This window comes from Kitasatospora sp. NPDC056184, from assembly GCF_042268405.1.
GTDB lineage: Bacteria > Actinomycetota > Actinomycetes > Streptomycetales > Streptomycetaceae > Kitasatospora.
This window is the reverse complement of the sequence record NZ_JBHJUI010000001.1, coordinates 1,253,824-1,278,049: the sequence shown is the minus strand read 5'-3', so window position 1 is coordinate 1,278,049 and position 24,226 is coordinate 1,253,824. Positions and strand designations below refer to the sequence as shown.

At 76.1% G+C, this 24,226-nt stretch carries 23 protein-coding genes; 15 read left to right on the top strand and 8 right to left on the bottom strand.

Annotation, left to right across the window (positions count from 1 at the left end; translation table 11 throughout):
* Window positions 1-46: 46 nt before the first annotated feature.
* On the bottom strand, window positions 47-940 hold the full coding sequence (locus tag ACFC0B_RS04805) for a MurR/RpiR family transcriptional regulator (protein ID WP_376082133.1): 894 nt from the start codon (window positions 938-940) through the stop codon (window positions 47-49).
* 433 nt (window positions 941-1,373) lie between these two features.
* Between ACFC0B_RS04805 and ACFC0B_RS04800 the strand changes: the two genes are divergently transcribed.
* The 5 genes from ACFC0B_RS04800 to ACFC0B_RS04780 all read left to right on the top strand — a co-directional run bounded on the left by ACFC0B_RS04800 (window position 1,374) and on the right by ACFC0B_RS04780 (window position 6,264).
* Window positions 1,374-2,321: an N-acetylmuramic acid 6-phosphate etherase gene (locus tag ACFC0B_RS04800; RefSeq protein WP_376082131.1), complete on the top strand. Its 948-nt coding sequence runs from the start codon at window positions 1,374-1,376 to the stop codon at window positions 2,319-2,321.
* Window positions 2,322-2,606: 285 nt separating this feature from the next.
* The gene (locus tag ACFC0B_RS04795; protein WP_376082129.1) at window positions 2,607-3,650 is read left to right on the top strand and encodes an ABC transporter substrate-binding protein; all 1,044 of its coding nucleotides are present in this window, start codon (window positions 2,607-2,609) and stop codon (window positions 3,648-3,650) included.
* 8 nt (window positions 3,651-3,658) lie between these two features.
* Window positions 3,659-4,546: an ABC transporter permease gene (locus ACFC0B_RS04790; protein ID WP_376082127.1), complete on the top strand. Its 888-nt coding sequence runs from the start codon at window positions 3,659-3,661 to the stop codon at window positions 4,544-4,546.
* Complete coding sequence (locus tag ACFC0B_RS04785) at window positions 4,525-5,277, top strand: ABC transporter ATP-binding protein (protein WP_376082124.1); 753 nt, start codon at window positions 4,525-4,527, stop codon at window positions 5,275-5,277. The genes ACFC0B_RS04790 and ACFC0B_RS04785 overlap by 22 nt, the downstream gene beginning before the upstream one ends.
* A 90-nt stretch (window positions 5,278-5,367) precedes the next feature.
* Window positions 5,368-6,264, top strand: a complete 897-nt coding sequence (locus tag ACFC0B_RS04780) for an alpha/beta fold hydrolase (RefSeq protein ID WP_376082123.1) — start codon at window positions 5,368-5,370, stop codon at window positions 6,262-6,264.
* A gap of 28 nt (window positions 6,265-6,292) precedes the next feature.
* Here the strand turns inward: ACFC0B_RS04780 and ACFC0B_RS04775 are convergent, their stop codons facing one another.
* On the bottom strand, window positions 6,293-6,787 hold the full coding sequence (locus ACFC0B_RS04775; protein WP_376082120.1) for a hypothetical protein: 495 nt from the start codon (window positions 6,785-6,787) through the stop codon (window positions 6,293-6,295).
* 348 nt (window positions 6,788-7,135) lie between these two features.
* Window positions 7,136-8,089 carry a GlxA family transcriptional regulator gene (locus tag ACFC0B_RS04770; RefSeq protein WP_376082117.1) on the bottom strand — a complete coding sequence of 318 codons (954 nt, stop codon included), beginning with the start codon at window positions 8,087-8,089 and terminating at the stop codon, window positions 7,136-7,138.
* Between the two features lie 104 nt (window positions 8,090-8,193).
* Here ACFC0B_RS04770 and ACFC0B_RS04765 point away from each other — a divergent pair, with 104 nt between their 5' ends.
* Together ACFC0B_RS04765 and ACFC0B_RS04760 are read left to right on the top strand one after the other, a co-directional pair.
* Window positions 8,194-8,832 carry an HD domain-containing protein gene (locus ACFC0B_RS04765; RefSeq protein WP_376082114.1) on the top strand — a complete coding sequence of 213 codons (639 nt, stop codon included), beginning with the start codon at window positions 8,194-8,196 and terminating at the stop codon, window positions 8,830-8,832.
* A 99-nt stretch (window positions 8,833-8,931) separates the two neighbouring features.
* Window positions 8,932-12,375 carry a LamG-like jellyroll fold domain-containing protein gene (locus tag ACFC0B_RS04760; protein ID WP_376082112.1) on the top strand — a complete coding sequence of 1,148 codons (3,444 nt, stop codon included), beginning with the start codon at window positions 8,932-8,934 and terminating at the stop codon, window positions 12,373-12,375.
* A 95-nt stretch (window positions 12,376-12,470) separates the two neighbouring features.
* Here ACFC0B_RS04760 and ACFC0B_RS04755 read toward each other — a convergent pair whose 3' ends face one another.
* The gene (locus ACFC0B_RS04755; RefSeq protein WP_376082109.1) at window positions 12,471-12,821 is read right to left on the bottom strand and encodes a calmodulin; all 351 of its coding nucleotides are present in this window, start codon (window positions 12,819-12,821) and stop codon (window positions 12,471-12,473) included.
* Window positions 12,822-12,966: 145 nt separating this feature from the next.
* On the opposite strand from ACFC0B_RS04755, the gene ACFC0B_RS04750 reads away from it, so the two are divergent.
* From ACFC0B_RS04750 to ACFC0B_RS04735, 4 genes are all read left to right on the top strand, one after another.
* Window positions 12,967-13,845 carry a RimK family alpha-L-glutamate ligase gene (locus tag ACFC0B_RS04750; protein ID WP_376082106.1) on the top strand — a complete coding sequence of 293 codons (879 nt, stop codon included), beginning with the start codon at window positions 12,967-12,969 and terminating at the stop codon, window positions 13,843-13,845.
* 120 nt (window positions 13,846-13,965) lie between these two features.
* Complete coding sequence (rpmG, locus tag ACFC0B_RS04745) at window positions 13,966-14,130, top strand: 50S ribosomal protein L33 (protein WP_376082103.1); 165 nt, start codon at window positions 13,966-13,968, stop codon at window positions 14,128-14,130.
* Window positions 14,131-14,180: 50 nt separating this feature from the next.
* Window positions 14,181-14,429 (top strand): type B 50S ribosomal protein L31, encoded by a 249-nt coding sequence (locus ACFC0B_RS04740; RefSeq protein WP_376082101.1) that lies wholly within the window; start codon window positions 14,181-14,183, stop codon window positions 14,427-14,429.
* 124 nt (window positions 14,430-14,553) lie between these two features.
* Window positions 14,554-15,120 carry a GNAT family N-acetyltransferase gene (locus ACFC0B_RS04735; protein WP_376082098.1) on the top strand — a complete coding sequence of 189 codons (567 nt, stop codon included), beginning with the start codon at window positions 14,554-14,556 and terminating at the stop codon, window positions 15,118-15,120.
* A gap of 31 nt (window positions 15,121-15,151) precedes the next feature.
* Here ACFC0B_RS04735 and ACFC0B_RS04730 read toward each other — a convergent pair whose 3' ends face one another.
* From ACFC0B_RS04730 to ACFC0B_RS04720, 3 genes are all read right to left on the bottom strand, one after another.
* Window positions 15,152-15,565 (bottom strand): hypothetical protein, encoded by a 414-nt coding sequence (locus ACFC0B_RS04730; protein WP_376082096.1) that lies wholly within the window; start codon window positions 15,563-15,565, stop codon window positions 15,152-15,154.
* A gap of 213 nt (window positions 15,566-15,778) precedes the next feature.
* Window positions 15,779-16,258, bottom strand: a complete 480-nt coding sequence (locus ACFC0B_RS04725) for a hypothetical protein (protein ID WP_376082093.1) — start codon at window positions 16,256-16,258, stop codon at window positions 15,779-15,781.
* A 128-nt stretch (window positions 16,259-16,386) separates the two neighbouring features.
* The gene (locus ACFC0B_RS04720; RefSeq protein WP_376082091.1) at window positions 16,387-16,905 is read right to left on the bottom strand and encodes a hypothetical protein; all 519 of its coding nucleotides are present in this window, start codon (window positions 16,903-16,905) and stop codon (window positions 16,387-16,389) included.
* Between the two features lie 259 nt (window positions 16,906-17,164).
* Here ACFC0B_RS04720 and ACFC0B_RS04715 point away from each other — a divergent pair, with 259 nt between their 5' ends.
* Window positions 17,165-19,897, top strand: coding sequence for a LuxR C-terminal-related transcriptional regulator (locus tag ACFC0B_RS04715; protein WP_376082090.1), 2,733 nt, complete (start codon window positions 17,165-17,167; stop codon window positions 19,895-19,897).
* Window positions 19,898-19,944: 47 nt separating this feature from the next.
* On the opposite strand, the gene ACFC0B_RS04710 is transcribed toward ACFC0B_RS04715, so the two are convergent.
* Complete coding sequence (locus tag ACFC0B_RS04710; protein ID WP_355363385.1) at window positions 19,945-20,145, bottom strand: hypothetical protein; 201 nt, start codon at window positions 20,143-20,145, stop codon at window positions 19,945-19,947.
* A 212-nt stretch (window positions 20,146-20,357) separates the two neighbouring features.
* Here ACFC0B_RS04710 and ACFC0B_RS04705 point away from each other — a divergent pair, with 212 nt between their 5' ends.
* The 3 genes from ACFC0B_RS04705 to ACFC0B_RS04695 are packed head-to-tail and all read left to right on the top strand — an operon-like array spanning window position 20,358 to window position 24,067.
* A complete protein-coding gene (locus tag ACFC0B_RS04705; protein WP_376082086.1) occupies window positions 20,358-22,190 on the top strand; it encodes a glycoside hydrolase family 15 protein in 1,833 nt (610 codons plus the stop codon).
* An 18-nt stretch (window positions 22,191-22,208) separates the two neighbouring features.
* Entirely contained in the window at window positions 22,209-22,667 is a 459-nt protein-coding gene (locus ACFC0B_RS04700) for a hypothetical protein (RefSeq protein ID WP_376082085.1), read from the top strand.
* On the top strand, window positions 22,664-24,067 hold the full coding sequence (locus ACFC0B_RS04695; protein ID WP_376082082.1) for an MFS transporter: 1,404 nt from the start codon (window positions 22,664-22,666) through the stop codon (window positions 24,065-24,067). The genes ACFC0B_RS04700 and ACFC0B_RS04695 overlap by 4 nt, the downstream gene beginning before the upstream one ends.
* Window positions 24,068-24,226 lie beyond the last annotated feature (159 nt).

Here is a 24,226-nt window from a genome sequence, read left to right as displayed (position 1 = left end):
CGACACGGCACCCCCGAGGAGCCGCGGCGGAGCGGGGAACAGGCCGTCAGCCATCGGAGGGCCGGGGGGTGCGGGCGCGGGTGACGGCGTGGTGGGTGCGGTCCAGGGCCTCGGCGGCGCGCTGGTCGAGGCGCTGGGCGAGCCGGACGTAGAGGCAGTCGACGACGGTGAGCTGGGCCGTGCGGCTGACCGTCGCGCCGGTGCGGCGGTCGCTCTCCCGCCCGGCGAAGGTCAGCACGTGCCCGACGGCCGCGGCCAGGGGCGAGCCGGGGTCGCTGGTGAGGGCGACGGCGGTCGCGCCGCGCCGGACGGCCTCGTCGACCGGGTCGCGGACCTCGGCCGTGCGGCCCGAGTAGGAGATCCCCACGACGACGTCGGCGGCGGTCAGGTGGGCGGCCCCCATCAGGGCGCGGTGCACGTCCGAGCGGGCGGCGCAGACCAGGCCGAGGTGCTGGAGCTTGTACTCCAGGTCGGCGGCGACCACCGCGCCCGCCCCCGCCGCGTACACCTCGATCCGGCGGGCGGCGGCCAGCGCGTCCACCACCGCGTCCAGGGCGGCGAGGTCGAGTTGGGCGGCGGTCTCCTCGGCCGCCCGGGCGCTCAGCCGGGCGACCTTCGCGACCACGGTGCGGGTGTCGTCGTCCGCCGCGATGTCGCCGTCGGCCCCGACCCGGACGGCGAACTCCCCCTCGGCGGCCACCTGGGCCGCGGCGAGCGCGAGGCGCAGATCGGGGTAACCCCGCAGGCCGAGCGTCCGGCAGAACCGGGTCACGGAGGTGTCGGACACCCCGGCCGCCGCCGCGAGTTGGCCGATGCTCAGCGACGCCGCTCCGGCCGGGTCGGCCAACACCCGTTCGGCGACGGCGCGTTCGACCGGCGAGAGGGAGGGCAGCCTGCCCCGCAGTCGCACGATCAGAGCCTGGGCCGACGTCCGGTCCACGGCACCCCTCCCACTGGTCTTCCGCCGGTCCGCCCGTCGCCGGGCCGCGGCCATCGATGTTGCTCTTCCACATTTGAAGAGTTCTGTGCGAGAATCCTCGACATCCCGACGGGTGTCAACCCCCGGGTGTGTCCGAAGTGTGCCATCCGAGCCCGGGAAGGAGACCGTGCCGTGCCCCGTACCGCCGATCTCACCACCCGGGCCCACGTGGACTTCTGCCGCGTCACCAGCACGGCCTGTCCGGCCGTCGCGCCGCTTCGCTGACACCCCCGCGCCCCCGGCCCCGCCGTCGCCGCCCGCCGCCCCCGTCCCCCGGGAGGCCGCCCCGGCCGTACGGCGTGCCCACCGGGCCCGGGCGGCCGCCGCGCCCACGTGCCCCGTGCCCGGCCCGGCCCCTCCACACCCGCCCCCCGTACCGTCATCGGGAGCCCCCGTGCACCACCCGCCCACCGAGACGCGCAATCCGCGCACCACCGGCATCGACCGGCTCGACGCGCTCGGCGTCCTCCGGCTGATCAACGCCGAGGACGCCCTCGTCCCCGCCGCCGTGTCCGCCGCCCTGCCGGTGCTCGCCCGCGCCGTCGACGCCGCCGTCGACGCGCTGCGGGCCGACCGGACCGTGCACTACGTCGGCGCGGGCTCCTCCGGCCGGTACGCCGTCCTGGACGCCGCCGAACTCCCGCCCACCTACGGGCTGGAGCCCGGCCGGATCCGGGTCCACCTCGCGGGCGGTCCGGCCGCGCTCACCACGGCGGCCGAGGGCGCCGAGGACAGCGAACATGCCGGGCGGGCCGCGCTCGCGGGCGTCACCGCCGGGGACGTGGTCATCGGCCTCGCCGCGAGCGGCCGGACCCCGTACGTCGCGGGCGCGCTGGCGGCGGGACGGTCGGGCGGCGCCACCACCGTGCTGGTCAGCAGCGACCCGCGGGCCCCGCTCGCCGGCCTCGCCGACCTGCACGTCTGCGTGGAGACCGGCCCCGAGGCGGTCACCGGGTCGACCCGGATGAAGGCCGGCACCGCCCAGAAGCTGGTGCTGCACGGCTTCTCGACGGCCGTCATGGTCCGTCTCGGCCGCACCTGGTCCAACCTGATGACGGACGTGGCGGCGGGCAACCGGAAGCTCACCGCCCGCAAGACCACCCTGCTCGGCCAGGCCTCCGGGGCCGGGCCCGAGGCCTGCCGGGCCGCGCTCACCGCCACCGGGGGCGACCTCAAGGCCGCCCTGGTGCTGCTCCTCGCCGGCACCGGCCCGGCCGAGGCCCGTGAGGCGCTCACGGCCGGCGGCGGGACGGTGCGCGGCGCGCTCGACGTGCTCCGCCCGGCGACGGCGCGCCGATGTCCCGGCGACGCGGCCGACGACCGCACCCCCGCCCGGCCGTAGCCGCACCTGAACCTCACGCCCGCCCCCACGCCCGCACCCGAGTCCGCGGGACACCGTCCCCGTGTCCCGCCGTCGTTCCGCACCCGCCGCGCTCGCTGCGCCCGCCGTGCACCCGGTCGCACGGCCGCCCCGGCCTGCCCCGGCGCCGCGCGCCGTCACCGGGCCGTCCGCGCCCGCACCGTGCACCCCGCACCGCACACACCCCGCGCCGTTCCACCGTTCCGGCTGCCGGACCCACACCGCTCCGCGGTCCCGGCACCCGGCCACCCCGAAGGAGTTCACCCCATGCACCGCCCCCGCCGGCTCGCCGCCGTCCTCGCCGTCGCCGCCCTCGCCCTGACCGCCTGCGCCTCGACGGGCGGGGGCTCCGGCACCGCGGCCGGTGCCCCGCCGGCCCCGCAGGACCCGCTGCCCACCGCCGTCCCGGCCGGCACCGACCTGCGGATCGGCGACCAGAACGCCCAGTTGGAGATGCTGCTCAAGGCCTCCGGCCAGGACGCGAACACCCCGTACAAGCTCACCTACAACGCCTTCCAGGGCGGCCCGACGATCCTGGAGGCCTTCCGGGGCGGCTCGCTGGACCTCGGCATCGTCGGCGAGACGCCCGCGATCTTCGCCCAGGCCGCGCAGCAGGACGTCAAGGTGGTCGGCGTCGCCCAGACCAGCCGCTCCTCCGTCCACCTGGTCACCTCCCCCGGCAATCCGGCCAGGACCGTCGCCGAGCTGAAGGGCAAGCGGATCGCCTACACCGAGGGCACCACCTTCCAGCCCGCCGTCCTCAACGCCCTCAAGCGGGCCGGGCTGCGCACCACCGACGTCACCCTGGTCAACCTCCAGGTGCTGGACATCCCTGCCGCCCTGCAGAGCGGCCAGATCGACGCCGCCGCGCTCACCGAGCCGCTCGCCTCCAAATACCTGCTGCCCAACGCCGAGAAGGGCGCGCACGAGATCACCGACGACAAGGACCTCACCAGCGGCCTGCTGCTGCTCATCACCCCGGGCAAGACCCTGCGCGACCCGGCCAGGGCCGCCGCCCTGGCCGACCTCACCGCCCGCTGGACCAAGGCGCTGGCCTGGCAGAACGCCAACGAGACGGAGTGGGTCGAGCAGTACTACGTCAAGAAGCAGAACATCCCGGCCGCCTCCGGGAGCCAGATCTTCCGGAACACCGGCACCGCCGCCTTCCCCTCCTACCAGCAGGCCGTGGCCGACCACCAGGCGATCGCGGACGTGCTCGCCGAGGCCGGGGCCCTGCCCGGGAAGCTCGACGTCGCGGGCACGTACGACGGTCGCTTCGAAGCCGTCCAGCGCGGCGCCCTGGCCGGCTGACCGTGTCCATGCCCGCTCCCGAACCCGTCACCGTCCCCGTCCCGACTCCGACCGAGAGGGCCACCGTGGCGGCCGGCGTCCCCCGCGCGCCCGGCCGGGCGCGGCCGCGCCGGCGCCGTCCGCGCACGGTGGGCCTGCCCCGCCCCCGCCGGCCGTTCGCCCGCGCGCTCGGCCCGGTGCTGCTGCTCGGCCTCTGGTGGCTGTCCTCCGCCACCGGCCTGCTCGACCCGCAGACCCTCGCCCCGCCCGCCGAGGTCGCCGGGACCTTCGCCGATCTGGTGGTGCGCGGCGAGCTGCAGGAACACCTGCTGGTCTCCCTGCAACGGGCCGCCCTCGGGCTCGGCCTCGGGGTGGCCGCCGGACTCCTGCTCGCCCTGGCCGCCGGCCTCAGCCGGATCGGCGAGGCGCTGATCGACGGCACCGTGCAGCTGGTCCGCTCGCTGCCGATCCTCGCCCTGGTCCCGCTCGCCATCCTCTGGTTCGGCATCGGGGAGGAGGTCAAGGTGATCCTGGTCGCCCTCGGCACGCTCGTCCCGGTGTACCTCAACACGCACGCCGGGCTGACCGGCCTCGACCCCCGCTACGCCGAGCTCGCCCGGACCGTGGAACTGACGCCGCTGGGGTTCCTGCGGCACGTCGCCCTGCCGGGGGCCGCCCCCGGCTTCTTCACCGGGCTGCGGATGTCGGTCACGATCTCGTGGCTGGTCCTGGTGGTGAGCGAGCAGATCAACGCCTCCAGCGGCATCGGCTACCTGATGACCCAGGCCCGCACCTTCGGCCGCACCGACGTCATCGTGGTCGGCCTGGTCGTCTACGGGCTGCTCGGACTGCTCTCGGACACCCTGGTCCGCCTGATCGAAAGGAGGGCGCTGGCATGGCGCCGCACCCTGGCCTGACCACCGGCCCCACCGCGGCGGCCGACGCCCCCGCCGTCCGGCTGCGCGGGCTCACCCGGGCCTTCGGCACCCGGACCGTCCTGGACGGCGTCGACCTCGACCTCGCCCCCGGCGAGTTCACCGCCCTGCTGGGCCACAGCGGTTCCGGGAAGTCCACCCTGCTCCGGGCGCTCGGGCGCCTGGACGACGGCGGCACCGGCCCCGGCGGCACCGCCCTCGGCGAGGTCGACGTCCCGGACCGCGTCTCGGTGGTCTTCCAGGACGCCCGACTGCTGCCGTGGGCCCGGGTCCTGGACAACGTCGTCCTCGGGCTGACCGGCCCGGAGGCCGCCGCCACCGGCCGCGCCGCCCTCGCCGAGGTCGGCCTGGCCGGCCGCGAACGGGACTGGCCCGCCGTACTCTCGGGCGGGGAGGCGCAGCGCGCGGCGCTGGCCCGGGCGCTCGTGCGGCGGCCCGAACTCCTGCTGCTGGACGAGCCGTTCGGGGCCCTCGACGCGCTCACCCGGCTGCGGATGCACGCCCTGCTGCGGCAGCTGTGCGCCCGGCACCGGCCGTGCGTGCTGCTGGTCACCCACGACATCGACGAGGCGCTCGCGCTCGCCGACCGGGTGCTGGTGCTGACCACCGGCCGGATCTCGCACGACCTGCGGCCGCCGGCCGGTGCCGGGCCGGCCGAACGCGGGGCGCTGCGCGAGGAGTTGCTGGCGGCGCTCGGCGTCCACCAGGGCTGACCGGGGCGCCGGACGCGCCGTCGGCTGCCCGGCGCCCGGGGCCGGGAGAATTCGGGAGAGTCCGCCGCGGGTCCGTGCCATGATCACAGGATGGCCTTCTCATCATCAGGACAGGTTGCGACCGCGGTACTGGACATCGGCTACGAGTCCGCGGGTGAACCCGACGCCGTACCGGTGATCCTGCTCCACGGGTTCCCCTACGACGTGCGGGCGTTCGACGAGGTCGCCGCGGGCGTCGCCGGGCGGGGCGGCTACGTGCTCGCACCGTATCTGCGCGGCTTCGGGCCGACCCGGTTCCGGGACGGTGCGACGGTCCGCTCCGGACAGCAGGCGGCGCTCGCCCAGGACCTGTTCGACTTCATGGACGCGCTGGGCATCGGGAGCGCCGTCCTCGCGGGGTACGACTGGGGCGGCAGGGCCGCGTGCATCGCCGCGGCCCTGCGTCCCGAGCGCGTCCGCGGCCTGGTCACGGTCGACGGCTACAACATCCAGGACCTCGCCCACGCCGGGGAACCCGCCGCCCCGGAGTGGGAGAGCACCTACTGGTACCAGTACTACTTCCACTCCGAGCGCGGGCGCCTCGGCCTGGAGCGCAACCGCGACGAGCTGTGCGAGCTGCTCTGGCGGACCTGGTCGCCGACCTGGGCCGGTGCGAGCGCGGCCTTCCCCGCCAGCGGCGCGAGCCTGCACAATCCCGACTTCGTCGACGTGGTGATCCACTCCTACCGGCACCGGTTCGGCCTGGCCGAGGGCGACCCGCGCTACCAGGGACTGGAGGACCTCATCGCCGCCCAGCCGCCGATCACCGTGCCCACCGTCGTCCTTGAGAGCGGTGCCGACGGCGTGGGCGGTCCGAGCGCGGCGGAGGACCGCGACTGCTTCACCGGACCGTACGAGCACCGGTTCCTGCCGGGCGTGGGGCACAACGTTCCGCAGGAGGCCCCCGGCGCCTTCGCCGACGCCGTGGTCGGCCTGTTGACCCGTTAGCCGGACGGCCCGGGGCCGGTGTCAGGTGTCAGGTGTCGAGCCGGGCGTAGCGGGCCAGGCCGTGCAGCACCTCGCCCGCCGCCCGGGCCGACTCCAGGCTCCGGGTGAGCGCCACGGCGCCCTCCCGGGGGTCGAGGTCCATCAGGTCCGGCGGCCATGTCCCGGGCGGGACGACGAGCACCACCACGGCGTTCCGCCCGCGGGCCGCCTCCTGCCAGCCGGTTGACGTCCGGACCTCGGAGGCGGGCTCCCAGGCCTGTCGGCCGCCGACCAGGACGAGCCGGATCAGGACGTCCTCCCCCGCCTCGACGACCGCCGTCGTGGCCGGGGGCTCGCCCGCCGCGAGCACGAACCCGCTGTCCAGGACGTTCTCGGCGAACGCCTGGTACAGGCCAGGGCCGAGTTCCACGATCAGCTCGGCGTACGGCGGCCCGAGCGCCACCACCCGCACCGCCAGCGCCCACACCATGGGGGCCGGCCCGCCGTCGCCCGGCCCGTCCCCGTTCCCGTCCGCCCCAGCCATGCCGTCCGCCATGCGCTGTTCAACGAGCGGACGGCGCAACCGAAGCGGTTTCGCGCGCACCGGGCCGGGAGATGTCGGGCCGCGACCCTCGCGAGGGGGGCGGCGGGGTCGGCCACCGTGCGGCGGATCTTCTCCTCCACGATGAGGGACTCGTGGAGCCGGGTGCCGACGTCCTTCTTCCGCCCGCCGGCTTCCAGCACACCCCGCGCACCATTGAGCACACCTGGCCGCGCGTCATCGACGCCCTCGACGCGCTGCTGCGCAACTGGCCCGCCGCCGTCCGAGACCGCCCGGCGGCAGGGGACGTCCGACGGCGGGTGGCGTCCGACCGGCAGGGCCCGTCCGGCCTCAGGGGCCCGTGCTCGCGAACCGCCGGCGGTAGTCGGTGGGCGTGGTCCCCAGGTGGCGGGCGAAGGCGCGACGCAGCGTCTCGTCGCTGCCCAGGCCGCTGTGCCGGGCCGCGGCCGTGACGCTGTGGCCGTCGAGGAGCAGCTGCCGGGCGCGGTCCAGGCGCACCCGCTCCACCCAGCGGGCGGGGGTGGTGTCCAGCTCGCCGCGGAACAGCCGGGTCAGGTGGCGGGTGCTGACAGCGGCGGTGGCGGCCATCGCGGACAGGCTGTGGTCGGCGGCCGGGTCCGCGAGGACGGCCTCGGTGAGCGTGCGCAGCAGCCCGCCGCGGACCGGCGGGGTGGCCAGGGCGGTGGAGAACTGGGACTGGCCGCCGGGGCGCTGCACGAAGACGACGAGTTCGCGGGCGATGCCGCGGGCGGCGTCGGCGCCGTGGTCGTGCTCGACCAGGGCGAGCGCGAGGTCGATGCCCGCGCTGATGCCCGCGCTGGTGTGGAAGCGCCCGTCCCGGACGTGCAGCGCGTCGGGCTCCACGCGCACCCGGGGGTGGCGGCGGGCGAGGGCGGCGGCGTGCCGCCAGTGGGTGGTGGCGCGGCGGCCGTCGAGCAGGCCGAGCGCGGCCAGCACGAAGGCGCCGGTGCACACCGACGCCACCCGGCGCGGCCCCTCCGCCAGGGACCGCGCGGCGGCGAGCAGGCCGTCGTCCGGCCCTTCGGCGGCGAGGTGGTCGGCTCCGGCGATCACCAGGGTGTCCAGCGGCCCGGCGTCCCGCGGGGCCGCGGTGGCGGCCAGGGCCGCGCCGTTGGAGGCGGTGACGGTGCCGCCGTGCGGGGAGAGCAGCACGGTCCGGTACGGGTGGCCGAGCCTTCCGGCCTGGTGGAACACCTCCAGGGGGCCGCTGACGTCGAGCAGGGTCACGGCGTCGAACACGAGGAAGCCGACCCGTCGCGTCATGTCCGGATCCGTGGTGCGAACGGCTGAATGGACATGGCGCCAGCCTACGCTCCGGGGCGAGGGTGGAGGAGCCATCGAGCGGTGGCCGACAGAAGGAGACCGAGATGAGCGAGACGATCGCGGGCGTGCGGATCCCGGACAGCGCCCTGGCCCGGGAGGCCACCGAACTGGTGCGGGAGGCGGCCTCCCCGCTGCTGTTCGACCACTCCCGCCGGGTCTTCCTGTTCGGGGCGCTGCGCGGCGCCGAGCAGGGCCTGGACTTCGACCCGGAGCTGCTCTACGTCGGGGCGATGTTCCACGACCTCGGGCTCACCGGGCGCTTCGCCCGCGCCGACCGGCGCTTCGAGATCGACGGTGCCGACGAGGCCCGCCGCTTCCTGCACGCCCACGGCATCACGGGCGAGCCAGCCGACCGGGTGTGGGCGGCGATCGCCCTGCACACCACGCCGGAGATCCCGCTGCACATGGCGCCCGAGATCGCGCTGGTCACCCGCGGCGTCGAGCTGGACGTCCTGGGCATCGGCTACCACGACGTCACCGACGGGCAGCGCGCCGCCGTCACCGCCGCCCACCCCCGGCCCGACTTCAAGAACCGGATCCTCGCCGCGTTCACCGAGGGCGTCAAGGACCGGCCCGCCACGACCTTCGGCAACGTCAAGGCCGACGTCCTGGCCCACTACCTGCCCGGATTCGAACGCGGCGACTTCGTCGAGGTCATCAAGGGCTCCCCCTGGGCCGAGTGACGGCCGGTCAGCCGCCCCGCCCCGGGCGGCGGGGCGGGCCACGGGGTGCGCACGCCCCGGACATCCTCCGTACACGCGGCGGGCCTACAGTCCGCCGTCATGAATCGATCATGTTCACGCCGGGGCGGACGCCGGACGCGGCTCCGCTCCGGCGCCCTCCGGCCCGCCTGGCCGGCCTGGGTCGCGGCGCTCTGCACGGCGGTCGTCCTCGCCCTGGCCGGCCCGCCCGCCGGGACGGCCGTCGCGAGCGGGGTCAGCGGCACCGCGGACCAGGTGCTCTTCGCGGGCGGCACCGGCGGCTACGGCTGCTACCGCATCCCGGCCCTGGTCCGGACGGCGGCCGGCACCCTGCTCGCCTTCGCCGAGGCCCGCAAGTCGCCGACCTGCGCCGACCGCCAGGACATCGACATCGTGGTGCGCCGCTCCACCAACGACGGCCGCAGCTGGGGCCCCGTCGAGGTGGTGCTCTCCGGCGGCCCCGGCGACGCCGACCAGCCCTACACCCGGGGCAACGCGGCGCCCGTGGTGGACGCCGCCACCGGCCGGATCTTCCTGCTCTCCACCTCCAACCCCGCGACGCCGACCGGCAAGCGGCTCCCCTGGGTCCAGCACAGCGACGACGACGGCCGGACCTGGTCGCCCGCCGAGCAGCTGACCTCGACCTTCTCCGGCGCCACCAACGGCTGGTTCGCGACCGGCCCCGGGCACGGCGTCCAGCTCACCCAGGGCGCGCACGCCGGGCGGCTGGTCGTCGGGGCGCACCAGGTGCCGTCCGCCGGCGTGGACTACGCGGGCGTGCTGTACAGCGACGACCACGGCGCCACCTGGCAGGCCGGCTCGACCCCCAACTCCTACGTGGCGGACCCGGCCGACCCCGGCCAGGCGCTGGTCAACCCCGGCGAGGTGTCCGTCACCGAGCTGCGCGGCGGCGGCGTCTACGCCATGGCGCGCAACCAGATCGGCGGCAGCGCCAACCACCGCACCCGGGCGGTCAGCACCGACGGCGGCACGACGATGCCCGCCGCCACCGTGATCCCCTCGCTGGTCACCCCGGACGTCCAGGGCTCCGTGCTGGCCCTGCGGCAGACCTGGCAGAGCGCGTCCGGCGACACCCTGCTGTTCTCCGGCCCGGCCGACCCCAGCAGCCGCAAGAACATGACCGTGCGCTACTCCACCGACAACGGCACCAGCTGGAAGACCCCCGCGAACGGCCTGATCACCGGCGACGCCTCGGGCTACTCCGACCTCGTCGAGGCCGCCGACGGCGGGATCGGGCTGCTCTACGAGACCGGCACCGCCTTCTCGGCGGACCGGATCCACTTCCGCGCCCTCACCGCGGCCGCGCTCGGCCTGCCCGGCGGCTTCCACGGCACCGGCTCCAACCAGCAGCAGGTCCCCGCCGCCGTCACCACCCCCGACGCGAGCTCGCAGCACGGCGACGCCTACCCGCGCGGCGGCGCGGCGCTCGGCCCCGGCCGCTTCTACCAGGGCCTGGTGCTGGACAACACCGGGACCACCGCGCAGTACGTGGACGTGCCCTGGTCGCGCCCGACCGACCCCGGCGCGGGGGACTTCACCTACGCCCTCTGGTTCAAGTACCAGGCGACCGCCGCCACCGCTCAGCAGGCCCTGTTCTGGGGCTACGGCGTGGGCGCGGTCCCCCAGGTGTGGCTGCGCGCGCAGCCCGGCCAGGACCGGCTCTACGGCTGGGTGCAGGGCTCCGACGCCGGCACCCCCGTCGCCCTGCCCGACCCCTCGGCCGCGACCGCCTTCGGTGACGGCGCCTGGCACCTGGCGACGCTGTCGCGCACCGGCGGCACCGTCAGCCTGGCGGTCGACGGCGGGACCCCGGCCACCGCCGTCGGCGTCACCGGCGCCGTCACCCCGGGCCCGTCCGACCGGTCCACCGGGCTGCGCCTGGGCGCCAAGGCCGGCGCCGGCGACGACCGGTTCACCGGCAGCCTGGACGAGTTCCGGCTGTACCGCACCGCGCTGACGGCCGCCCAGATCACCGCCCTGCGGGACGCCAACGCGGTCGACCTCGCGCCCGACACCGACGCGGCGCTCGGCGTGCGGCTGCCCTTCCAGGTCCTGGACGGGGCGACCGTGCCGACGCGCACCCCGGTCGCCATCGAGGAGGACGTCTCCGGGCACTGCGCCGACGGCACCCTGCTGGGCGGCAAGCCCTCGCTGGTGGACGGCCGGGTCGGGGCGAGCGCGATCGCGGTCGGCGGCACCCGCCCCGGCGTCGAGGTGCCCTACACGCCGGCCCTCGACGTCGGCTCGGGCGACTTCACCTACACCGCCTGGTTCAAGTACCAGGCCGGCACCGGGGACCAGGCCCTGCTCTGGGCCTACGGCTCCACCTCCGGCCAGCGCTCGCTCTGGGTGCGGGCGCAGCCCTCCCAGGACCGGCTCTACGCCTGGGTGCAGACCACCACCGACAGCGTCGCGGTGGCCCTGCCGGACACCTCCCCGGCCACCGCCTTCGGCAACGACGCCTGGCACCTGATGGCGCTCACCCGTACCGGCGGCACGGTGCGGCTCAGCGTGGACGGCGGTGCGGGCACCTCCGTCGACGGCCTCACCGGCTCGCTGACGGCCGGCCCCGAGCAGGGCATCGAGGGCCTGCGGGCGGGCGCGAAGCCCACCGGCACCGACGTGCTGACCGGCGCGCTGGACGAGGTCCGGCTCTACCACCGGGCACTGAGCCCCGCCGAGCTGGCGACGGTGGCCGGCTCGCCGGACGGCAGCAGCGGCTACTACCCGGGCGACCTGCCGGCGCTCTGGTGGAGCTTCGAGAACCAGTGGACCCAGCAGCACGACGTGGTCCGCCTGGACGACGGGCCGTCCACCCCGGACAGCTCCGTGCACTGCGTCAACGCCCGGGTGGACGGCGGGGCCCGGCTCACGCCGGCCGGCGCGTTCGGCGCGGCGCTCACCCTGGACGGCGCCGACGACGACGTGCGGCTGCCCTACCGCTCCGCGGTGGCGCTCGGCGCCGGCGACTTCACGATCAGCACCGAGGTGCGGTACCAGGCCAAGCCGGGCGACCCGGACCAGGTGCTGCTCTGGGCGTATGGGACGGGCGCCGCCGAGCGGCAGATCTGGCTGCGGGTCCAGCCCTCGCAGGACCGGCTCCACGCGGCCTTCGAGACGGACACCTCGACCACCACGGTGACGGCGGTGGACGCCTCGGCGGCCACGGCGTTCGGCGACGGCGCCTGGCACCAGGTGGCGCTGCGCCGCTCCGCCGGCGCGCTGCAGCTGCTGGTGGACGGCGCGGTGGTCGGCTCGTCGGCCGTTCCGGCGGGCTCGGTGACGGTCACCGACGCGTTCGCGGTGAGCGGGTTCGAGCTCGGGGCGAAGCCCGACGGCACCAACCGCTTCACCGGCTCGCTGGACGAGTTCCGGATCCACCGCCGGGCGCTGACCGACCAGGAGCTGGTGTCGGTGCACACCACCAACGCCGACCTGGGGACGGTCACCGCCGTCCGGCTCGGCTTCGACTCGCTCAGCCCGAACGGCTTCGCCAAGGGCTGAGCCCGCGAGGAGCACAGAAGGGGCGCCCCGCGATGCCGCGCGCACCGCGGGGCGCCCCCGCGCCGGCCGGAGTCCCCCGGCGGGCGCAGGGGCGGTCAGCCGCCGAGTTCCCGGGTGATCCTGGAACGCGAGGGGGCCCAGATGTTCTCCGGCAGGAAGCCCTCCTCGCCGACGCGGTCCAGCTGCGTCGCGACGTAGTGCCCCGTGGCGTCGCAGTCCTCGTCCGCCTCGTCGAAGAACGTGATGCTGCCGGGATCCAGATGGAAGTTCCACTCCGGATTGTGGTCCGCCGTCTCCGGCACGACCCGTCCCTGGACGTGCACCCTGGACGTCTCGTTCCCGGAGAGGATCTCCCGGGCCTGCCTGATCCTCGCCTCGTCATCGAGCCGGAAGACGAACTCGTCTTCGTTCGGTGACGGTACGAGGCCGAAGAGGGTGGTCGTCATCGCGCGCTCCTGGGAGGGTACGAACCAAGGACGTCCCGACGCTACGGACGACGGCCACGGCCCGCAATCGCTCGATCGGGTGCCACCGGGGTCAGACTGGTTCCCGGGGCACCGGTACTCCCGGGGCACCGGCAGGAGGGCAGCCATGACCGTGACCAGGGTCGCCGTGGTGACCAGCGAGGTGGGGCGGGCGCTCGACGGCGACCTCGCGCCCGTCGTGGCGGCGCTGGCCGCGCGCGGGCTGGCCGCGGAGCCGGTGGTGTGGTCGGCGGAGCGGACGGCCTGGGAGCGGTTCGACCTGGCGGTCGTCCGCTCGACCTGGGACTACGTGGAGCGGCTCGACGCCTTCCTCGGCTGGGCCGACCGCACCGCCCGCGCCACCCGGCTGTGGAACCCCGCGCCGGTGATCCGCTGGAACAGCGACAAGCACTACCTCGCGGAGCTGGCCCGCCGCGGCGTCCCCGTCGTCCCCACCCGCTTCCTCGAACCCGGCTCCCCGGTCGACCCGGAGGAGCTGGACGGCCCGGACGGCGTGGTGGTCAAGCCGGTGATCTCGGCGGGCGCGCTGGACACCGCCCGCTACGCGCCCGGCCGCCCCGACCAGGCCGCCCGGCACGTCCGGACGCTGCTGGAGCGGGGCCGCGGCGTGATGGTCCAGCCCTACCTGCCCCGGGTGGCGGAGGGGGAACGGGCGCTGGTGCTGCTCAACGGCGACTTCAGCCACGCGGTCCGCAAGGACCCCGTGCTGACCGAGCCCGGGGTGATCGACAACGACCGGCACCCGCATCCCGGCCTCGTCCCGTACCGGCCGACCGGGGCGGAGATCCGCACCGCACGGGCGGCCCTCGCCACGGTGCCCTCCCCCCGCCCGCCGCTGTTCGCCCGGGTGGACCTGGTGCTGGACGGCTCCGGGGAGGCGGTGGTCCTGGAGCTGGAGCTCGTCGAGCCGAACCTCTTCCTCGACACCGTGCCGCACGGTCCGGCGCGGTTCGCCGGGGCCGTGGCGGCGCTGGCGCGGCGCTGACACCTGCTCCCGGACCCCGGGAATGCCCCGGGCACGGCTCGCGTTGGAGCCGGATGAAAACGACATTCATGACGGTGGAGGGTTCCGGCCCCCCACCGAGCGACCCCGGGAGGACACCCCATGGCCCGCAGCGAACTGCGCCCGGTGATCAAGCTCCGCTCCACCGCGGGCACCGGCTACACGTACGTCACCCGCAAGAACCGCCGCAGCGACGCGGACCGGATGGTGCTGCGCAAGTACGACCCGGTCGTGGCCCGGCACGTCGACTTCCGCGAGGAGCGCTGACCCGCCGGCCCGCCGCACCCACCGACCCGACCCGACCGAAGGGGCATCCCGTGCAGACCGCCATCCACCCCGCGTACCGGCCCGTCGTCTTCCGCGACAAGAGCGGCGGCCTGGCCTTCCTGTCCCGTTCGACGGTCACCGGTGACCGTACGGTCGAGTGGGAGGACGGCCGCAGCTACCCGGTGATCGACGTCGAGATCTCCTCGGCGAGCCACCCCTTCCACACCGGCCGCTCCCGGGTCCTCGACACCGCCGGCCGCGTCGAGCGGTTCCGTCGCCGCTTCGGCGACCGGTACTGACCGACGCCCCGCGGGGCCGCACCCGGCTCGGGTGCGGCCCCTCCGCGTCCCGGCCCGGCGGCTTCCGTACCCGGCGGTATCGAGGTCTGGCGGTGCGTATGCGGTGCGGGCCATCATGGCCTCCATGGGGCGACCGAGAGAGATCATCGACTGTGGGGACTTCACGCTGCGACGGTGGCGGGAGCGGGAGGACTTCGCCGCGGCGACGGCCCTGATCGAGGAGTCGCTGGAGCACCTGCGGCCCTGGGAGACCTGGGTCACCGAGCACAGCGCGGAGCACACCCGGGGGTTCCTCGCGCGCTGCGGTCTGCGGTGGGACGAGGGCGAGGTGTTCAACTACGCCGTCGCCGCCGGGGACGGCAGGCTCCTCGGGATGTGCCAGGCCTACCGCTGGGCCGAGCCCGGCGGGCGGCGGCTGGGGTACTGGCTGCACCCGGGCGCCACCGGGAGGGGCATCGCGACCCGGGCGGCGGCGGCGCTGGCCGCCGAGATGTTCGCGCTGCCGGACGTGGCGTTCGTGGAGATCGCGCACGACCTGGCCAACACCGCCAGCGCCGCCGTGCCGCGCCGGCTGGGCTTCGCCGAGGTCGGACGCGGGCCGGGCACGCCGCCGGTGCCTCCGGCCGGCACCGGGATCGAGGTGGTCTGGCGGCTGGAGCGGCCGGCGGCGGACACGGTGCGGCCGGGCTGAGCGGCCGGGCGGGGCGGGCGGACCGGACGGGTCAGACGTGCGGGACGGTCGGGCCGCCGGTGGCGCGGGTCGCGCCGAGCGGGGCGAGGATCGCGGTCGCCGCCGCCAGGGACTCCGCGAGCAGCGCGGCGGTGCGGCTCGCCTCGTAGAGCTGCTCGCGGGCGTCGCGGGCGGTACGAACAGCGGCGAACCCGTCGTCGCCGGCCGCCGGGGAGGCGATCCGGCCGGCCGCCTGCTCGCTGCTCAGGAACGCCTCGACGCGGTCCAGCAGGTCGGGCAGCCGGGCGGTGAGCCCGGCCAGGGCGCCGACGGTCTCGGCCGCCTCGGCGGTGTGCAGCAGGCCCGGCCGGCCGCCCTGCGGGGCGGCCCCGGCGGCGCGCAGCAGTTCGGCGGCCTCGGCGGCCAGGTGGGCGACGGACAGGTTCGGGGGGACGGGCCGGGTCATCGGTTCCTCCTCGGCGGTGGCGGCGGTGCGGGCCGGCGGACGCCCGACGGCCCGCCGGGGTTCGCCCGACGGACCGTCAGCGCCGGCCCGTGGGCCCGTCTGCCCGCAACGGCGCGCGCCATGCCGCCCGATCCCGGTGGACGGCGCGCCGGCCGCCCCCGCCGGCTCGGCCGGTGGGGGCGGCCGCGGAATCCGCGGACGGGGCCCGGTCGCTCAGGTGGTGCCGCCGGGGCCGGGGGGTTGCTCGGAGGAGGCCGACGGCCACCGGTCGGGGGTGGCGTAGGCGGTCAGCGCGTAGATGGCGACGACGTCGATCGCGATGATCGTCAGCGACCACACCGGGTACGACGGGACGAAGGACATCTGCGCGAAGGCGTTGAGCACCAGGACGACGACGCCGGCCCACCGGGCCCACTGGGTGCGCAGGGCCAGCACGCCGTAGGCGGCGGCGAGTTGGGCGACGGCCAGGGCCAGCATCACCCAGCCCCAGGCCAGCAGGTCCCCGAAGACGAAGTGGGCGTCCCCGATGAAGACGTGCGAGCCGGCGATGGCGGAGATGCCGTCCAGGGCGTTCAGGGAGCCGACCAGCACCAGCAGCACTCCGGCGAAGGTCAGCAGCCCGGAACCGGCGTGGTCGGTCGGCGCGGACGCCCCGGCCGACGGGGCGGCGCCGTGCGGAACGGCGGCGGTCATGATGGCCTCCAGGTGGCTGGTCCAGGGGCTGCTCCGGGCGGCTGCTCCGGGCCGGGGCGGCCGGGGCGGCCCTGCACCACCACTGCGCCACGGCGGGTGTGCCGCCGGGACCACCCGGTCCGGGTGATTCAGTGCCCGACGGCCACCTTGGCCGCCACGATGACCAGGCCCAGCAGCAGGTTGACCGCGCCCTCGGCGAGGACCTGGCGCGGCGCCGCGCCCGCCCGGCGGGCACCCAGGCTCGCCCAGCCCACCTGCTGGGCCACCGCGACGCCGAGGGCGAGCCAGGCGGTCTGCCCCGTCCCGAGCCAGGGGCTGAGCAGGACGGCCAGGGCCGGCAGCACGGCGGCCTCGACGATGGGCCACTCGTGCCGCCCCACCTCGCGCACCTGGCGCCGGGTGACCTGGCGGCCGGCCTCGCGCTGTCCGGCGACGTGCGCGTAGACGTGGGCCGCCCAGAACACCAGGCCGGTGACCACCAGCAGCAGGATCAGCGCGAGCCGCGGATGCGGTTCGGTCAGGCTGGAGGCCGCGATCACCGAGGCCGCCAGCATCGAGCCGTAGACGGCGCCCGCGTAGTCGGTCCGCCCCTCCGCCCGGTCCGGGCCCGGGACGCGTCTGCGGGATGCCGGTCCGGGGACGGTCACGGCGGCCTCCTGCGGGGTGGGTGGCGGACCGGCCGGCCCGACCGGTCCTCGCCACGATGGTCGCCGCCGCGGCGGGCGGCCCGCCTCACCCCCGGCAGGTGAGGCGGGCCGCCCGACCGCTCGGATGGCACGCCGCCGCCGGGCCGTACTACCGTCGAGGTGTCGTCTCCCCGAGGCGTACACGACGGCGCGCCCGCGGCCCGGCGCTCCGCACCCGGCCGTGCCCGCCCGCACGGCGGAACCGTCAGGCGGTGGCCCCATGCCGCACACCCGCACAGCGCCCGCGACCCTCCCCAACGGGGATCCGATGCTCGTCACCCGGGTCCGTCCGCCCGGCCCGCCGGCCGCCACCTTCCTGCGGCGCGAACGGCTGCTGCGGCAGCTGGACACGGCCACGTCCCGGCCGGTGACCCTGGTCGACGGACCGGCGGGGGCGGGCAAGACCCTGCTGGTCGCCGACTGGCTGGCGCGCGGCCGGCTCCCCGGGCCCGCGGGGTGGCTCACCCTGGAGGAGAGCGACAACCAGCCCGGCACCTTCTGGGCGTACGTCCGGGAGGCCCTGCAGGGCGGCGTCCCCGGGCTGCCCGACGAGGTCGGCGCCCCGGCCCGGGCCGAGCACGTCGAACCGTCCCTGCTGGTCCGGCTGGCCGCGTGGATCAACGACCGGCCCCGGCCGCTGGTCCTGGTGCTGGACGAGTTCGAGCACATCGACAACCCCCGGCTGACCGGACAGCTGCACGACCTGGTCCGCCACACCGCGGGCCGGCTGCGGCTGGTCCTGGTCGGCCGCCGCGAGCCGCTGCTGCCCCTGCACCGCTACCGGGCCGCGGGCGAGCTCGGCGAACTCCACGCCGCCGACCTCGCGCTCAGCCGCGCCGAGGCGGCCGCGCTGCTGGAGCGGCACGGGCTGCACCCGGAGGCGTCCACCGTCGACGCGGTGCACCGGGCGGTGTCCGGCTGGGCGGCCGGACTGCGGCTGCTGGCGCTCGCCGCCAAGGACACCGACGACCCCGAGGCGTACCTCGGACGGATCGACGCCGAGCAGGCCGCGCTCTCCGACTACCTCCTCGCCGAGGTGCTGCGCACCCAGCCCGCGCCGACCCAGGACCTGCTGCTGCGCTGCAGCATCCTGGGCCGGGTCCACCCGGACCTCGCCGACGCGCTCACCGGGCGCCGGGACGGCCGGCGGATCCTGGACCGGCTGCACCAGGACAACGCCTTCACCGAGGCCCTGCCCGACGGCTGGTACCGGCTGCACCCGATGTTCGCGGGCATCCTGCGCCTGCACCTGCGCGCCGCCGCCCCGGAGCGGGTGGACGGGCTGCGGGTGCGGGCCGCCCGCTGGCTCGCCGACCACGGCCAGTACCGGGCCGCGCTGGAGCACGCCGCCGAGGGCGGCGCCTGGGGGCTCGCCGCGCAGCTCCTCGTCGACGAGCTGGCCCTCGGCGAGCTGGTCGCCGGCCACGACGCCGCCCGGCTGGGCGACCTGTTCTCCGGGATGCCGCCGGCCGAGCGGGCCCCGGCCGCCGACCTCGTCCGCGCGGCCGTCCGGCTGGGCCGCGAGGAGGCGGACGACGCGCTGCGGATCCTGGCGCGCGTCGACCCCCTGCTGCCGGAGCAGCAGCCCGAACTCCAGCTGGCGGCCGCCTTCGTGCGCACGGAGGCCGCCCGCCTGCTCGGCTCGGCCGCGCTCGCCGACCACGCCGCGCGCCGCGCCCACGAGCTGGCGCGCCGGGTGCCGTCCGACCCGCTGGAACGGCACCCCGAGCTGCTCGCCCTGGTGGACGCCGGCCTCGGCTCGGCCCTGCTGTGGCACGGCCGCCTCGACGAGGCGCAGGCGGCCCTGGAGAGCGCGGTGCAGGCCCCGCCCTCACCCGCCACCGCCCGGCTGCGCCACGACTCGCTGTGCCGGCTGGCGCTCATCGACCAGCTGCGCGGCCGGTCCGGGCGCGCCGAGCAGCGGGTGCGCGAGGCCGACGAGGAGGCCGACCGCTGCAGCCTGCCGCCCGATGCCCGCACCCCGGTGCGCGACCTGGTGCTGGCCGCCACGGCGCTGGAGCGCGACGAGTCGGCCGACGCCCGCCGGGCGCTGCGGCGGACGACGGCGCGCCCCGCGCCCGAGCGCGATCCCCTGGTCACCCTGGGGAACGCGGTGATCGGCGCCGGGCTGGAACTGGCCCGGGGCCGCCCCGACGCCGCGCTGCGGCTGCTGGCGGAGGCCCGGGAGGGCGCGCTCGCCGACCGGCCGTCGGACTGGAGCCGCGAGCGCCTCGCCGTGGCCGCCTGCGCCGCGCACCTGGCGGCCGGCCGGCCGCAGGCGGCGGTGGCGGCCCTGGAGGGCGTGCCGACCCGCGCGCCGGACTCGCTCGTGGTGGCGGCGCGGGCCCGGTTGGCCGCCGGGACGGACGCGGCGGGCGCCCTCGACCGGCTGCGCGCGCTGCGCGACGACCCCGCCGTGGGCGGCGCGACCCGCACCCGTGCGCTGCTCCTGCTGGCCGAGGCCGAGGCCGACGCCGGGACGGGCGGCCCGGACAGCACCCGGCTGCTGGCGCAGGCCCTCGCCACGGCCGAACCGGAGCGGCTGGTCCGGCCGTTCCGCGAGTCCGCCCCCTGGGTGCGGCGCCAACTGCGCCGACGGCCCGAGCTGGCCCGGGCCCACACCTGGCTGCCCGGCGATCTGCGCCCGCCCTCCCCCGGCCCGGCCCCGACGGCCGCCCCGGCCCCGAACGGGCGGTCCGCCGACGGACGGCCCGGCAACGGATGGCACGGCAACGGCCCGCCGCCGCCGACCGAGCCGCTCACGGAGCGGGAGCGCGACGTCCTGGCCCACGCGGCGCGGATGCTGTCGACCCAGGAGATCGCCGACGAGCTGTTCCTGTCACCGAACACGGTGAAGACCCACCTCAAGAGCATCAACCGGAAGTTGCTGACGGCCAACCGCCGCGAGGCGGTGCGCGCCGCCGTCCGGCTGCACCTGCTCGACGAGCGGTGAACCCGACGAACGGTGAGCCGGACGAGCGGTGAATCGGCGGCGGCGCCTCACTCGGGCAGCCGGTGCAGCTCCGTCACCCGGAGCCCCAGCGCCTGGCAGCGGTTCAGCAGCCCGAACAGGTGGGCCTCGTCGACGACATCCCCGTACAGAACGGTGTGATCGGGCACGACCCTGCTCTCCAGCTCGGGGAAGCCCTCCCGGCGGGTCGTCTCCTGCAACACGCCGGACACCCGGATCTCGTAGCGCATGGGGCCGGCTCCCTTCGCCTCGACGGTGGCCTCCAGCCTCGTCGCCCCGGGCGCGCGGCGCATCACCCCCGCAAGGTGACCCGCCGGGGCGCGGCGGGGCGCGGCGACCGCCGGTAGGCGCTCACCCGCCCGGGGTGATCCTCCGCCCGAGCCGCCGCCCGTACGGTGGCGGCGAAGCCGGTTCCCGCCGTCCGCCGAGGGAGCACCCCACCATGAGTCCCTACCCGCCGATCGCCGAGCACGGCGTCATCGGCGATCTGCAGACCGCCGCGCTGGTCTCCACCGAGGGCGACATCGACTGGTGGTGCACCCCCCGGTTCGACTCCCCCAGCCTCTTCGCCGCCCTGCTGGACCACGCCCGGGGCGGCCGCTGCCGGCTCGCCGTCGACCGGGAGGCCGTGCCGGACGCGCAGGTGAAGCAGCTCTACCTCGCCGACACGGCCATCCTGGTCACCCGCTTCCTCGCGCCGCAGGGCGTCGCCGAGGTGATCGACTTCATGCCCCCGGACACCTCGCCGTCGCCGAGCGACCAGCACCGGATCGTCCGGGCGGCGCGGGTGGTGCGCGGCCGGGTGCCCTTCGTCCTGGAGTGCCGTCCGCGCTTCGACTACGGCCGCGCCCCCCACGAGCTCACCCTGCCCGACGAGCGCACCGCCGTCCTGGCGGGGGCCGGGCAGGAGCTGTGCCTCCAGGCCTCCGACCCGGTCGAACTGCGGGCGGACGGAACCGACGTGACCGCCCGGTTCACCCTGGAAGCGGGGCAGATGGCCACCGTCGTGCTGACCACCCGGCCGCCGGGCACCGCCCTGCCCGCCCCGCCCCGGGACGAGGAGGGCCTCGCCGCCTTCGACGCCTGCCGCGCGTTCTGGTACGGCTGGCTCAGGTCGTCCCGCTACCAGGGGCGTTGGCGGCAGATCGTGGACCGCTCGGCGATCACCCTGAAGCTGCTCAGCTACCGGCCGACAGGTGCGCTGATCGCCGCCGCCACCATGGGCCTGCCGGAGCAGGTCGGCGGCGAGCGGAACTGGGACTACCGCTACACCTGGATCCGGGACGCCTCGCTCTCCGTGCGCACCCTGATCGGCCTCGGCTTCCACGACGAGGCGCTGGCCTTCCGCCGCTGGGTGCGCGACCGGGTCGAGGCCGGCGCCGGCGCCGCGGGCGAACGCCTGCAGATCATGTACCGGGTCGACGGCGACCCCCGCCTGAGCGAGGAGACGCTCGGCCACTGGGAGGGCTACCGCGGCTCGTTCCCGGTGCGGGCCGGCAACGCCGCCGCCGACCAGCTCCAGCTCGACATCTACGGCGAGGCCGCCTTCGCGTTCGCCGCCGACGGCGGCGACATGGGCGCGCTGCGCGGCTGGGACGCGTTCCGGCGCCTGGTGGACTGGCTGACCGAGCACTGGGACCGCGCCGACGAGGGGGTCTGGGAGACCCGCGGCGGGCGCCAGGACTTCACCTACAGCCGGGTGATGTGCTGGGTCGCCTTCGACCGCGCCGTCCGGATGGCCCGCGCCCACGCCCGCCCCGCGGACCTCGACCGCTGGTGCTCGGTGCGCGACGACGTCCTGCGCCAGGTCGTGCAGCGCGGGTGGAGCCCGAAGCGCGGGGCCTTCGTCCAGCACTACGACACCGAGGTCCTGGACGCCTCGCTGCTGCTGATGCCCAAGGTCGGGTTCCTCTCCCCCACCGACCCGGACTGGCTGTCCACCCTGGACGCGATGGACCGGGAACTGGTCTGCGACAGCCTGGTCTACCGCTACGACCCGGCCGCCTCCCCCGACGGGCTGAGCGGCACCGAGGGCACCTTCAACCTCTGCTCCTTCCTCTACGTCGAGGCCCTGGCCCGGGCCGGCCGGGTCGACCAGGCCCGCTACGCCTTCGACAAGATGCTCACCTACGCCAACCACGTCGGCCTGTTCGCCGAGGAGATCGGCCCCTCCGGCGAGCAACTGGGCAACTTCCCGCAGGCGTTCACCCACCTCGCGCTGATCGACGCGGCCCTCGCCCTCGACGAGGAACTCGACCGCCGGGGCACCGCCTGACACGGAAGGAGCCCGGTCATGGCCTCACCCGCCCACCCGGCGCGGCCCCGCCGGAACCTGCTGCCGTTCGCGGGCGTCGCGCTGATCCTGCTCGCCCTGTTCAACGGGTGGGACGCGATGGCGGCGCTGACCGACTCGCCCGTCGTCACCGGCACCGACCGCTACGTCTTCGGCGACCTGCACAGCCTGGGCTGGGCGGTGCTGGTGCTGGCCGTCGCCCAGGGCCTGGCCGGCATCACCCTGCTCACCGGCGACCTCCCCAGCCGCTGGTTCCCGGTGACGGTGCTGTGCGCCAACATCTTCGTGCAGTTCGTGTTCGTGGCGAGCTACCCCGCCTGGTCAGTGATGATCATCGCGATCGACGTGGCCGCGCTCTACGCGGTGCTCACCGCGCCCGACGCGCGAACCGACGCACGACCCGATGCGCGAACCGACGGACGAACCGACGCACGACCCGACGAACGGAGCCGGGAATGACCACCACGGCCGCCCGCCCCGCCGCGGCCGGGCGGCGGGTCCTCGCCCCGCTCGCCCTCGCCCAGTTCATCTGCAGCTTCGCCGGCTCCAGCATGAACGTGATGATCAACGACATCAGCGCGGACCTCGACACCAGCGTCCAGGGCGTCCAGGTGGCGATCACCGTCTTCCTGCTGGTGATGGCCGCCCTGATGATCCCCGGCGGCAAGCTCACCGACCGCTGGGGCCGCAAACGCTGCCTGATGCTGGGCCTCGCCGTCTACGGCGTCGGCGCCCTGCTCAGCGCGGCCGCCCCCGGCCTCGGCGTGCTGATCCTCGGCAACTCGGTGCTGGAGGGCGTCGGCACCGCCCTGCTGATCCCGCCGGTCTACATCCTCACCACCCTGCTGTTCACCGGGACCGCCGCCCGGGCCCGGGCGTTCGGCGCCATCATGGCGCTGGGCGGCATCGGGGCGGCCGCCGGCCCGCTGATCGGCGGTCTGCTCACCACGGCGATCGACTGGCGCGCCAACTTCGGCTTCCAGGCCGTGGTGGTGGCCGCGATCCTCCTCCTCACCCGCACCCTGGAGGACCCGCTGCCCGCCGACCCCGACCGGCCGTTCGACACCGTCGGCGCCGTGCTGTCCGCCGCCGGCCTGGTCCTGCTGGTCACCGGCATCCTCGCCGCGGACAACAACACCTGGCTGATGATCGCCCTGCTGGCCGCCGGCGCCGCCGTACTGGCCGCCTTCTTCCGCTGGATCCGCCGGCTGGAGCGCGCGGGCCGCGAGCCGCTGCTGGCCACCAGCCTGTTCCACAACCGCACCTCCAACCTGGGCCTGGTCACCCAGAACGCCCAGTGGCTCGTCCTGATGGGCGTCTCGTTCACCGTCGGCGCCTACCTCCAGGTGGTCCGCGGCTACAGCGCGATCGCCACCGGCGGCGTCTTCACCGCCGCCACCCTGGGCCTGCTGGCCTCCTCGCTCGCCGCCGAACGGCTGGCGAAGCGGCGCGCCCAGCGCACCCTGATCGTCACCGGCTTCGCCGTCACCGTCGCCGGCATCCTCGTCCTGCTCCTGCTGGTGCGCTCCTTCGACGGCGCCTGGCCGTTCACCCCTGGCCTGCTGCTGATCGGCCTCGGCCTCGGCCTGATGCTCACCCCGTCGGTGAACGTGGTGCAGTCCGCGTTCCCCGACAGCCGCCAGGGCGAGATCTCCGGCCTGTCCCGCAGCATCTCCAACCTCGGCTCCTCGCTGGGCACCGCCGTCGCCGGCACCATCCTGGTCGCCGAGCTCACCCGCAACGGCTACGCGGCGGCGATGGCCGCCCTCGGCGCCCTCGGCCTGGTCGGCCTCGGCGCCGCGCTGCTCCTGCCGCACGACCGGCCGCCGGGCGCGCAGGGCACCGGGACCGAGGCCTGACGGCCGCCGCGGCGTTCCGCCGGGCCGCGCGGAACCACGGGTTCTGCCAACGCTATTGACGGAATGTCCAACACTGGCGATTCTCGTCACACCGAGTACGCGGGACCTGGCGGCCGGACCGGGTGCGGGGCCGTGCCGCGGGCGGGCGCCGACCGCGTC